Source organism: Nocardia sp. JW2, from assembly GCF_051843015.1.
Taxonomy (GTDB): Bacteria; Actinomycetota; Actinomycetes; order Mycobacteriales; family Mycobacteriaceae; genus Nocardia; species Nocardia coubleae.
Map to the genome: position 1 here is coordinate 88,986 of NZ_JBPXLK010000009.1, position 12,077 is coordinate 101,062.

Here is a 12,077-nt window from a genome sequence, read left to right on the forward strand (position 1 = left end):
GTTAGTTGAGCACGACCGCCGAAAAGCTTGCCGATCTGAACCAGCGGCTCGAGCTCGCCAAAGAGCCCGCGGGCGCGAAGGGTATCGAAAAGCGGGCGCGTAAGGGCATTCCGAGTGCCCGCGACCGGATCAACATGCTGATGGATCCGGGCACCTTCGTCGAGATCGGTGCGCTGGTCCGTAAGCCCGGCGACCCGACCGCCCTCTACGGCGACGGTGTCGTCGTCGGCCACGGACAGGTCGACGGCCGTCCGGTCGCGGTGTTCTCGCACGACCAGACCGTGTACGGCGGTTCGGTGGGTGAGGCGTTCGGCCGCAAGCTGTGCGGGATCATGCAGTACGCCGCCAAGGTCGGTATCCCGCTGGTCGGCATCAACGATTCCGGTGGCGCGCGCGTGCAGGAGGCCATCAGCTCGCTGGCCTGGTACGCGTGGATGGCGACCAATGTGGAGCCGCTGTCGGGCATGGTGCCGCTGGTGTCGGTGATCCTCGGCAACTGCGCCGGTGGCGCGGTGTACCAGCCGATCTGCACCGATGTGGTGGTGGCGACCGAGTCGGCGCACATGTTCGTCACCGGTCCGAAGATCATCAAAGAGGTCACCGGCGAGGACGTGAGCCTCGAGGAGCTCGGCGGTGCGAAGACGCAGGCCGAGTACGGCAACATCCACCACGTTGCCGTCGACGAGGCCGCCGCGTTCCAGTGGGTGCGCGAGTACCTGGCCTACATGCCGAGCAGCTGCCAGGAGCTTCCGCCGGTCGTGAACCCGGGCATCGAGCCCGAGATCACCGACTCCGATCGTGAGCTGAACACGATCATGCCGGATTCCGACAACGCCGGCTACGACATGTACGACATCCTGCTGCGCATCTTCGACGACGGTGAGTTCAAGGAGATCAGCGCGGGCACCGGCCCCAACATCATCACCGGTTTCGCCAGGGTCGACGGCCGCAGCGTCGGTGTGGTCGCCAATCAGCCGCTGGCCTCGGCCGGCGCCCTGGACGCGCGCGCCTCGGACAAGGCCTCGCACTTCGTGCGCCTGTGCGACGCCTTCGAGATCCCGCTGATCTTCGTCGTCGACACCCCCGGCTTCCTGCCCGGCGTGGAACAGGAGAAGGTCGGCGTCATCAAGCGCGGCGGCCGCTTCCTGTTCTCCTACGTGGAAGCCTCGGTCCCCAAGATCACCCTGGTGGTCCGCAAGTCCTACGGCGGCGGCTACGCGGTGATGGGCTCCAAGCAGCTCGGCGCCGACATCAACCTCGCCTGGCCGACCGCCCGCCTCGCCGTGATGGGCGCCGAGGGCGCCGTCAGCCTCCTCGGCGCCGCCCAGATCGCCGCCGCCCCCGAAGACCAGCGCGCCGCCATCCGCCAAAACCTGATCGACTTCTACAACGCCAACATCGCCACCCCCTGGGTAGCCGCCGAACGCGGCTTCATCGACGCGGTAATCGAACCCGCCACCACCCGCCTGGAACTCCGCCGAGCCCTGAAACTCCTCCAGGACAAGAAACTCCAGCGCAACCCCCGCAAACACCACGTATTGCCTTTGTAAAAGCACCTGAAACGGGCCGCTTCGGAATACTCCGAGCGGCCCGCTTTCGTCTGCTGTCAGTCCGATTCGATCGGCGCGAAAACTCGATCTTCCACTGAGTATCCGACTTCACTGCACACAGCGTGCCACCGTTCGATCGACGCGTTCGACCCCAATTCGCGTCGTGCTGAAGGATTTGCCGTGTAATAGGCGAGATATCGGTACAGGGTGATCGGGTCGGTATCGAAGCGGGGGCATTCGAGGCGCATCCGGCCGGGATATGGGTCTCGGTCCAACGACCAGATGCGCACGGACTTTCCGCCTATGCCGATTTTCGGGATCGTGAAATCGAATGTCCAGCTCGCGGCATGCGGACCCGCTATTTCGATCACCGGCACCTGATCGTACGAAGTGCTCACCCGCACCACATCGGCCCACGCCAGCCGTGTCCGCGAACTGAATCCGCGATGCACGATCTCGTCCGGCCCGAGCCTGAGCGATCCCGGTCGCAGCCTCCCCGCCAGCGCCAATGCGGGCACGGAGGCGGCAGCCACCCCCATCCCGCCCAGGATCAGCGCCAGCGGGTAGTGGGTACGCCAGGAACCGACGCCGATTTCCACCGCGGCGCCGATGCCGAGAATGGCGAGGCATCCCCAAAATCCCTGGAACAACCAGAAATACGAGCCCGAACCCGGCACGACGGTTATCGAACTACCCTCGATCGACCGCACACGCACCGCCGCCCGACCAGGAATTCGGCCACGCACCGCCAACACCACCACGAATAGGATGCTGATCCCGAAGCACCCCACATACTTCGAAACAGCCCGCGCGACACTATCCCCACTCCGCCACATGCCCAGCGCGATCACCGCGCACAAGGCAACCAACCCCACTGTGCAGGCGAGCGAGAACACCCACTTACGCTTCACTTTTCGAGACTCCGGCCATCGAACAGCGAGGGGGCACGGGGTGTGCCCGATTACCGTCGGTAGTTCGGGTTGTAGGTGCCCTGCGGGTTATTCTGCGAATGTTGCGGCGGGTAAGTGGGTGCGCCGTAGGCGGGACCGCCGTGTGGCCACTGGCCCTGGGGTTGTGGGGCGGGTGTCGGCCACTGGCCCTGTGCGCCGGGCTGGGCGGCGGGGGCGTAACCCTGCGGTGCGGTGGCGGTGCGGCGTGCCCGGCGCGACCGGAGATTGCTTCGCAGCCAAAATGCGCAGCCGACGCTCATCACCGCCCCACCGCCCATCAGCATCCACCCGGTGCGTTTGTTCTGTGCCTCTTGTTCGGCGGCGTTGCGCTCCACCGACGAGCCTTTGCTGGTCGTCACGCAGGTCTGGCCGGCCGACATGGCCGTGCCGTCGCAGTCGGCGCCACTGTTGTGAGTGACGATCCCACCGAAGACGAGAAAACCGCCGAACACAACGCCCAGCGCAGAATAGATGAGGTCTTTCACGTGTTCCCCCAAGAACTTTGACAAGTCTTGGCACCATACCGCGTGTGTTGCGGCCGCATTCGGCCGGTCCGAGGTTCGAAAAACGGGCCGCCACCGAAAGGAAGGTGGCGGCCCGGGCAAGCGTCGGAAATCAGGCGACGGTTGCGGATTCGATGATGACGTCGTCGCGGGGGACGTCCTGGTGGGGGCCCGCGTTGCCGGTGGGGACGGCGGCGATCTTGTCGACTACCTCGGTGCCCTCGGCGACCTTGCCGAACACGGCGTAGCCCCAGCCCTGGCCCTGGGGGGCCGTGTGGTTGAGGAAGGCGTTGTCGGAGACGTTGATGAAGAACTGGGCGGTGGCCGAGTGGGGGTCGTTGGTGCGGGCCATCGCGACGGTGTACTTGTCGTTCTTGAGGCCGTTGGTTGCTTCGTTCTGGATGGGCGCCTGGGTGGGCTTCTGCTTCAGGCCGGGCTCGAAGCCGCCGCCCTGCACCATGAAACCGGGGATGACGCGGTGGAACACGGTGCCGTTGTAATGGCCGGAGTTCACGTAGTTCACGAAGTTGGCGACCGTGTTCGGCGCGGCCTGGTCGTCCAACTCGAGCACGATCGGTCCGAAGTTTGTTACGAGATTCACCTTGGTCATGCGGTCGAGTCTAGGGACGGAAGGGGTGCGGAAGTGATCGGGGTCCGCTGCGGCGGAAATGTCGGAGGCCCGCGTGCGCACCCGAACGCACGCGGGCCGATTTCGCACACCGGTGTGCTTCACCCGATTCGCGGTGACTTCGTCGCGTTACCCGTCACCGCGACAAAACCCGTGAAAAAGACCCGTTATCAGGGGCCGACGGTAATCGGCGTGGACGGGTCGGTGGTGTTGTTCACCTTGTAGGTGGCCGTCACCGTTCCGGTGGTCGAGCTGGTCGGGCAGCCGAATCCACCGGTCACCTTGATGGGCGCCGAGGCGTTGTTCAGCGACACCGTCGAGGGCGACCCGTTGGTCCACGAGCCGGCCACATTCGCCGGTGCCGTGGGGGCGACAACGGCGGTGCAGGTGGCGAGACCGGAGGTCTTGATCACCGCGCCACCGGTGGGAATCACCAGGCTGCCCGTGATGGGCGAGCCGTTCTGGCCGGTGATCGCCCAGCTGCCGCTGGTGGTGACGGTGGCGCTCACACCCCACATGCTCGTGGTGCACCCGGTGATGCTCGGTGCCGCGATCGGAACCGTCACCGGCCCGCTCGGGTTCGAGTTGTTCGGCGCGGCGGGTACCGCGCCGGTGGTGCTCGAGGTCGTGCAGGTCACCGTGACGCTGCCCGCCACGAACTTCACCGTCCCCGAATTGGTTGCCGACACATTCGCCCCGGCGGGCGAAACGGTGGTGGATCCGGCGGCGTGCGCCGGCCCTATTCCGAAGGCAATTGCGGCTGCCGCACAACTCACGGAAGCCAGGGCTGCACGCGTATAGAAATTGGTATGGCTCATGCGTACTCCTAGGTGAAGCCGACAGACTTTCGGGATGAAAGCTGTCACGTTCAAGAGTACGAATGGGAATTGTTTACAGCGCTCGATTCATCGCGACGATTTCGTGCGGAAACTTTCGTGGAAAAGGTGCGTATGCGCCGATTCCGGCCTTAGAATGCACTGACGTTACCGCGTGTAACAGTTACCGCACTTTTTATCAACACCGAGAACCCGCGCTGGTATCATCGGATAACTCCTGTGCCTTCTTCGGTCAAGTTCTGTCACTCCGAACGGACCTGGATCGATAGCCGATACGCATCATGGCGAAACAAGAGGGGCCGGCGGGAGGATCACGGGCTCTACCAGGTTAAACCTAATGAAATGCTTGAACTTCACACTGGCGACCCGGCGACTCCACGGTCGCTGACTCGCGCGCACCAACGCTGAGTCAACCCAGCAGATACCATGGCGAACCGTGCCAGACGCCGCAACAGCTGTTCTCTCCAAGCCACCCGCAGAACCGGTGGCCTCCGCGAAGGACTTCCGCATCGCGCGATGGATCGCGCTGATCGCCGGACTCCTGGGAGCCGTGTTCGCGGTGGCGACGCCGTTCCTGCCGGTCACCCAGACCACCGCGCAGCTGAACTGGCCGCAGAACGGCAAGCTCGGCAATCTGCAAGCGCCGCTGATGTCGCAGGTGCCGATCGACCTCAACGCCACCATTCCGTGTGCCGCGGTCGACCGGTTGCCCGCCCAGGGCGGCATGCTGCTGGCCACCGCACCGCCCCAGGGCGACGGCGCCGCGCTCGAGGCGCTGTTCGTTCGCGTCTCCGACACCGCCGTCGACGTGGTCGACCGCAACGCGGTGGTCGCCTCGGCGCCGCGTTCGGAGATGGGCGGTTGCTCGACCATCACCATCGCCTCCGACCAGCACCGCACCCGCGCCTCGTTCGACGGCCTGACGACCGAGATCGAGCGGCCGATCCCCGGTCAGCCCGGCGCGACGGAGACGGTGCGCGTCCCGGTGGAGGGCGAGCTCGGCGGCGACCTGCGCCCGCAGATCGTCGGCGTGTTCTCCGACCTGGAAGGCGAAGTACCCCAGGGCCTCTCGCTCACCTCGACCATCGACACCAGGTTCTCGTCGAGCCCGTCGGCGGTGAAACTCATCGCGATCATCGCGGCCGTGCTGTGCACCCTGCTGGCACTCGGTGCGCTCGCCCAGCTCGACGGCAGCGACGGGCGTGGGCACCGCCGGTTCCTGCCGAAGAACTGGCTCGAGCCCACCTGGGCCGACGGCGCGGTGATCGGCACGCTGCTCGTGTGGCATTTCGTCGGCGCCAACACCTCCGACGACGGCTACATCCTCTCGATGGTCCGGGTGGCGCCCGAAGCGGGCTACATGGCCAACTACTTCCGCTGGTACGGCGTGCCGGAGGCGCCGTTCGGCTGGTACTACTACGTCATCCAGGTGTTCGCCGAGATCTCCACGGCCAGCCCGTGGGTGCGCGTCCCGGCGCTGATCTGCGCGATCCTGTGCTGGATGGTCATCAGCCGCGAGGTGGTGCCCCGTCTCGGCAACGCGGTCAAGCGCAGCCAGGTGGCGCTGTGGACCGGTGGTCTGGTGTTCCTCGCCTTCTGGCTGCCCTTCGACAACGGCCTGCGCTCGGAGCCGATCGTCGCGCTCGGCGCGCTGCTCACCTGGGTCTCGATCGAACGCGCCATCGCCACCGGCCGGCTGCTGCCCGCCGGGATCGCGGTGCTCGTCGCCGCCTTCACGCTGGCCGCCGCCCCGACCGGCCTGATGTGTGTGGCCGCGCTGCTGGCCGGTATCCGGCCGCTGGTGCGGATCATCGTGCGCCGTCATCGCCAGTTCGGCACGGCCGCGCTGCTCGCGCCGATCGCCTCGGCGGGCCTGCTCGTGCTCACCGTGGTCTACAGCGACCAGACCTTCGCCGGCATCCAGGAGGCCAACCGGGTGCGTCAGGCCACCGGCCCGAACCTGGCCTGGTACGAGGACTACCTGCGCTACTACTACATGTTCGTCGAGACCGTCGACGGCTCGCTGGCCCGCCGCTTCGCCTTCCTGGTGATGCTGCTGTGCCTGTTCACGACGCTGCTGGTGCTGCTGCGCCGCCGTCAGGTGCCCGGTATCGCGTCGGGTCCGACCTGGCGTTTGATGGCCGTGGTGTTCGGGACGATCTTCTTCATGATGTTCAACCCGACGAAGTGGACCCACCACTTCGGCGCGTACGCGGGCATCGCCGGATCGCTGGCCGCGGTGACGGCGGTGGCCGTATCGCAGAGCGCGTTGCGTTCACGCAAGAACCGGGCGATCTTCCTCGCCGGTCTGCTGTTCGTGCTCGCGCTGTCGTTCTCGGGCATCAACGGGTACTGGTACGTGTCCAGCTACGGCGTGCCGTGGTTCGACAAGACCATCTCGCTGCGCGGGGTGCACTCCAACACCGTGATGCTGATCCTGTTCGGCGTCGGATTGGCGCTGGTCGGCTGGTACGCGCTGCGCGAGGACTACGTGAAACCGCAGCCCTCGGCGAAGACCAAGCGCGGCAGGCGGATTCGGAAGTTCGCCGCCATCCCGCTCACCGTCGTGGTCGGGCTGATGGTCGCGTTCGAGGTGCTCTCGCTGGTGAAGGGCGCCACCCAGCAGTACCCGGCGTACTCGCTCGCCCGCTCCAACATCGACGCGCTCGGTGGCGAGAGCTGCGGCCTGGCTCGCGACGTGCTGGTGGAAGCCGACCCGAACAGCGGCAGGCTCGACCCGATCGTCGACCCGTCGCGTCCGCTCGTCGACCCCGCCGACCCGCTGCGCGGCACGCTGGCCGAAGGGTTCAGCCCCAACGGCGTGCCGAGCGACCTGTCGGCCGACGCCGTCGAGGTGAAGCCGGGTACCGGCAACACCAGCAACCAGTCGGTCGGCGCCGCCTTCGCCGAAGGTGAGAGCGCGGGCACCGGTGGTGGTGAGGGCGCGCGTGGCGTCAACGGGTCGACCGTCGCCCTGCCGTTCGGTCTCGATCCCGCGCAGACGCCGGTGCTCGGCTCCTATCAGGAGGGCATGCAGCAGCGCGCCCGTCTCGAGTCGTCCTGGTACGGGTTGCCGGCGCGCACCGAGGAGTCACCGCTGATCGTCATCAGCGCGGCCGGTCGCATCGCCTCCAAGGACGACACCGGCGCCGACAAGTACGGCCAGTCGCTGCTCGTGGAGTACGGCACGCGCAACCCCGACGGCAGCGTCACCCCGCTCGGCACCTACCAGCCGCGCGATATCGGTCCGGCGCCGTCGTGGCGCAACCTGCGGGTGCCGCTGGCCGAGCTGGCTCCCGAGGCGAACGCCGTGCGCATCCTGGCCAACGACCCGATTCTGATCGGTGACCAGTGGCTGGCGTTCACCCCGCCGCGTGTGCCCGAGCTGCAGAGCCTCGACAGCTTCATCGGCCGCACCCAGCCGGTGCTGCTCGACTGGGCCGTGGGCCTGCAGTTCCCGTGCCAGCGTCCGTTCTCGCACGAGAACGGCGTGGCGGAGGTGCCCAACTACCGCATCCTGCCCGACCGCCCGCTGGCGATCTCCTCGACCGATACCTGGCAGGCCCAGGAGTTCGGTGGCCCGCTCGGCTTCGCGCAGATGCTGGCCGCCCGGGTGACGATCCCCACGTATCTGAAGGACGACTGGGCCCGCGACTGGGGCTCGCTGGAACGCTACGACCAGCACATCCAGGCCGAACCGGCCCAGCTCGAGACCGCGACGACCGGTCGCGACGGGTTCTGGAGCCCGGGACCGCTGCGGGTGTTCTGAGGCGGGAAAGCGTGAAGGCGGGGACCACCATCGTGGTCCCCGCCTTCGGTTTGTATGCCGTGTGTGGAAGGTCAGACGTTGAGCAAGCGACGGTTGAGGTCGCGGCGTAATACCTCCTGGGAGGGCAGTCTTTCCAGCACCCGCATCACGGCAGGTCGTAGTTCCTTCTTCTCGTCGTCGCTGAGCAGGTCGACGAGATCCCGCAGGTCCATGTCATCGAAGGCTCCTGTCATACCCACCAGGGTACGTGCCCAAACCTGAGAACGGGCCAAGTTGAGCGGCTCCTTAACGGGTCTTTCACCGAACCGAAATGTCCAGTGACACTAGGGTTTTCGTGAAACAGCAGCGCAACTGCCCGATCACTGCCCATGCGCTGCCCCAGTCTCTACCGTGCCCGGATGTCCGGCTCCTTCGCTCGTCCGGACTGGTCTACCACGCGCACCGTGATGTCGGCGGGCGGCGCCGGTTCGTACGGGGTGAACCGCTCCAGCGAGCCCCAGTCGCGACCGAGATCACGATCCAGGTAGGTGGGCACAGTCTCGGCCTTCATCAGCAGACCTGTCCACCCGAGCGGGCCGCCGCCGATGTCGTCCTGCCAGGCGTTGGCCGCGTCCGAACCCACCCGGTCGGGCAGGATCCGCCACTTCGGCGCCTCGGCGACACCGTCGTGGTGCTCGAACGGGCGCTGACACGGGAACGCCAGGCCGACGTGCCAGTCCAGCAGCACAGGGTCGGTGTGCCCGACCACCGAGTCGAGGGAGGCCAGTTTCGGCAGGCGCGGCGGGGTCACCGCGAGCCACTGCTTCTGGGTGATGTCGTTGTCGGTGGCGACCAGGCGCACCGCGTTCACGCCCGCGGGCAGGCGGTCCAGCGGCACGCGCAGGTTGCGCCACGACGGCGACGGGCCGATGTCGAGCGGCTGGATCGAGCCGGTGACCTGTACCGATCCGTCGTCGGCGCGGGTGCCGTACTCGACGACCAGGTCTTGGCCGTAGTGCACGACGCCGTCGTTGTCGACGTAGCGGATGCGGCCCGCGGCGGTGACTACCAGCGCCTGGTAGGCGGGATCGTCGCGCACGGCGTCGACATCGGCGCCGTACCACTGCGAGGTCAGCTTCGCCTGCTGCTGCACACCGTCCTGGTAGGAGCCGAGCACCGGCGTGCGGGCCGGGTCGAGGCCGAACGGCAGGGCGACGGTGCTGCCGTTGATGCCCGCCTCGGTGCTCGTGCCGCCGCCGGTACCCGCGCCGGTGGTGTTGGTCGTCTTGTTGGCCGAGTCCTTGTCGACGGAGTTGGCCCCGCCGACCACGGTCTCGTCGGCGTCGGCGGTGAGGTCGGCGGCCACACCGTTCGGGGTGAAGGCCACCGATTCGGTGCTCAGCCCGTCGGCGGGGGTGCCGGTGATCGGGGTGAGCAGGGAATCGGCCGTATTCGTCTCCACCAGTACGTCGTTGGCCAGGGCACACGTATTGCCCTGCAGCGATTCGATATTCGACTTGGCGATCGAATAGGCCGGGTACTGCGTGACCGCGCCCTTCAGCATCGACGCCACCTCGAACGCCACGAGCAGTGCGGCCGCGATCGTCAACGGCATGGTGGCGAAACGGTCGAAACGGGCTGGGCGCGACGGCTTGCGGTACGGGTCGCGCAGGTGGAAGTACAGGGCGACGAGCAGGGCGAGCACGCTGAGCCCGAGCAGCAGCGTCGACACACCCTTGCCCGCGACCATCGGCGCCTTGTCCCAGAACGGCACCCCGAAGCTGGACACGTACCACCAACCGTTGGAGCCGGTGAACGTGAGCGCGAGCAGGAACAGGACCGCCGCGGTGAACAGAGCGCGATTGCGAGGTGCGCGAATACCGTTGGCCCCCACTGCGACAGCGGCCAGTGCGGCGAGCGAGCCTGCCAGCCCCGCGTACACACCGAAGTGGTGTGTCCACTTGGTCGGCGTCCACATCATCAGCAGCAGCGCACCGAACACGATGCCGAGAATGCGCACCGACGGACCGCGCGAGGTGCCGGGGATGCGGCCCTTGCGCAACACCTGCAGGATGCACACCAGCAGGCACAGCAGCATCACGAGGACGCCGAAACGCCTGGCCAGCGAGCCGTCGGGGGAGAGCATGAACAGCGAATCCCAGCGGGTGCGTTCGTCGAACCACGCCGCGTTGGGGCCGACCAGGGTGCGCACGCGGGTGGCTTCCATGACGGTCGCCAGGGTCTGGTCGGCGAAGACGACGATGAGGACCAGGGTGCCTGCGGCTATGCCCGGTGCCAGGAGGGCGGCGTAGCGGAAGATCTTGGTGGCCAGGGAAAGTCGACCCGATGCGTGGGCGCCGTCGGCTGTGCTCCGGGCCCCGAGCTTGCCATCGGTGATCGGCGCTTCTGTCGGGGCGGGTGCACCGGCTGTGCTGTCCTCGGCGGCAGCATCGAGTCCGTCTCTGTCAGCGGCGATTTCGCGAGGACGTAGACCTTGGGCGCGTTTGATGATGATCTGCATGACCGGTCGCGTGCCTGCGATGAGCGCGGCGATGCAGATGAGTCCGGTCGGTCCTGCGGCGAGGGAGAACGCGGCGATGAGGATCGCGAGGGCGGCGGGGAGCAGGCGGGCGGTGGCGATCGCGCGTTCGATGGCGCACCAGGTGAGCAGGGCACCTGCCGCGATGAGCGGTTCGGGGCGAAGACCGTTGTCGTAGGGGAGCCAGAAGGCGAGGAAGACCAGGCCCGCCGTCCACAGCGCCACCTTGTCGCGGCGCACCCGGGCACCGAGGCGGGGCAGCACCTCCCGGCTGATCACCGCCCAGCACACCAGGCCAGCGACGAGGGCGGGCAGCCGCATCCACGGGCTGGCGTCGGAGATCTTCGTCATCCAGGCCAGCAGCTCGTAGGACCATCCGAACGGCGCCTCGGGCACCCCGAACCAGCGGTAGTAGTTCGCCATGTAGCCCGACGGGCCGGAGGCGCGCGCCATGTTCAGGATGTAGCCGTCGTCGGAGGTGTTCGCGCCGATCACATGCCAGCCGAGCAGCGTCGCCACCACGACCACGTCGGTCGGCGTGATGCGCCACCAGTGCCGGGGCAGGAAGTGGCGGGCGCGGCGGCCGTCGGCGCGGTCGAGCAGGTGCAGGGCGACCAGCGCGGCGAGGGTGGCGAGCGCGGCCACGATCATCACGGCCAGTTTCAGCGGCGTCGGGGTGGAGGTGAAGCGGGAGTCGATATCGGCGTGGAACCGGGCGCCGGCGAGCTGGGTTTCGTCGAGATCGGTGTACACCCCGACGATCTGCGGCCGCTTGTCCACGGTGACGGTGTTGCGGAACGGGCTACCGTCGGCCCGCGTCACCCCGACGAACTCGACAGTCGTCGCGGCGATGGTCGAGTCGATCGCGATGTGGTCGCAGTTCGCGATCTCCTCGATCGGCGCCGACAGCATCGGCACATCGCGGGCCTGCACCGTGAGCACGCCCTCGCGCGCGACGACACTCAGACCCTTGGTGATCTGCCCGGATTCGGCCGGGATCGTGGTGAGCAAGGTCGTCGGCTGCGGTGTGGGGTTCTCGCCCTCCGGGCCGCGCACATCACCGCCGGGCAGCCCGCGCAGCACCGGACACGGCAATTGCGCGTTCACCTGCTGGGGCACATACGACACCAGTGGTGCTTGCACATTCGTCGCGCCCGCCTGCGGCCAGTCGAGGCTCGCGCGGTCCTGGCGCACCGGCAACAGCGGTGTGAGCAGGGCAAGCACGAACCCGAGCAGCCCACAGACGAGGGCGATCAGGCGGTATCGGGTGAACGCTCGTTCAGATCGGTCCGGTCGCACGGGGGTTGATGCTAGCCACCCGAC

The 12,077-nt window shown here is 67.3% G+C and carries 9 protein-coding genes; 3 read left to right on the forward strand and 6 right to left on the reverse strand.

The genetic code is table 11. The features are described from left to right. Positions 1-5 precede the first annotated feature (5 nt). Positions 6-1,550, forward strand: a complete 1,545-nt coding sequence (locus tag ACSVDM_RS15115) for an acyl-CoA carboxylase subunit beta (RefSeq protein WP_067494870.1) — start codon at positions 6-8, stop codon at positions 1,548-1,550. 56 nt (positions 1,551-1,606) lie between these two features. Here ACSVDM_RS15115 and ACSVDM_RS15120 read toward each other — a convergent pair whose 3' ends face one another. From ACSVDM_RS15120 to ACSVDM_RS15135, 4 genes are all read right to left on the reverse strand, one after another. Further along, complete coding sequence (locus tag ACSVDM_RS15120) at positions 1,607-2,461, reverse strand: hypothetical protein (protein ID WP_439265623.1); 855 nt, start codon at positions 2,459-2,461, stop codon at positions 1,607-1,609. 50 nt (positions 2,462-2,511) lie between these two features. Beyond that, entirely contained in the window at positions 2,512-3,009 is a 498-nt protein-coding gene (locus ACSVDM_RS15125) for a hypothetical protein (protein WP_439265625.1), read from the reverse strand. A 106-nt stretch (positions 3,010-3,115) separates the two neighbouring features. Next, positions 3,116-3,613 (reverse strand): peptidylprolyl isomerase, encoded by a 498-nt coding sequence (locus ACSVDM_RS15130; protein ID WP_439265626.1) that lies wholly within the window; start codon positions 3,611-3,613, stop codon positions 3,116-3,118. Positions 3,614-3,801: 188 nt separating this feature from the next. Then, positions 3,802-4,140 (reverse strand): hypothetical protein, encoded by a 339-nt coding sequence (locus ACSVDM_RS15135; RefSeq protein WP_245655373.1) that lies wholly within the window; start codon positions 4,138-4,140, stop codon positions 3,802-3,804. Between ACSVDM_RS15135 and ACSVDM_RS15140 the strand changes: the two genes are divergently transcribed. Both ACSVDM_RS15140 and ACSVDM_RS15145 read left to right on the forward strand, forming a co-directional pair. Then, on the forward strand, positions 4,130-4,432 hold the full coding sequence (locus ACSVDM_RS15140) for a hypothetical protein (protein WP_245655374.1): 303 nt from the start codon (positions 4,130-4,132) through the stop codon (positions 4,430-4,432). The two genes, ACSVDM_RS15135 and ACSVDM_RS15140, sit on opposite strands and share 11 nt — an antisense overlap. Positions 4,433-4,903: 471 nt before the next feature. Then, a complete protein-coding gene (locus ACSVDM_RS15145) occupies positions 4,904-8,236 on the forward strand; it encodes an arabinosyltransferase domain-containing protein (protein WP_439265629.1) in 3,333 nt (1,110 codons plus the stop codon). A gap of 71 nt (positions 8,237-8,307) precedes the next feature. Here ACSVDM_RS15145 and ACSVDM_RS15150 read toward each other — a convergent pair whose 3' ends face one another. Further along, positions 8,308-8,469, reverse strand: a complete 162-nt coding sequence (locus tag ACSVDM_RS15150; protein WP_157101793.1) for a hypothetical protein — start codon at positions 8,467-8,469, stop codon at positions 8,308-8,310. 152 nt (positions 8,470-8,621) lie between these two features. After that, entirely contained in the window at positions 8,622-12,053 is a 3,432-nt protein-coding gene (locus ACSVDM_RS15155) for an arabinosyltransferase domain-containing protein (protein ID WP_439265631.1), read from the reverse strand. Between the last annotated feature and the right edge of the window lie 24 nt (positions 12,054-12,077).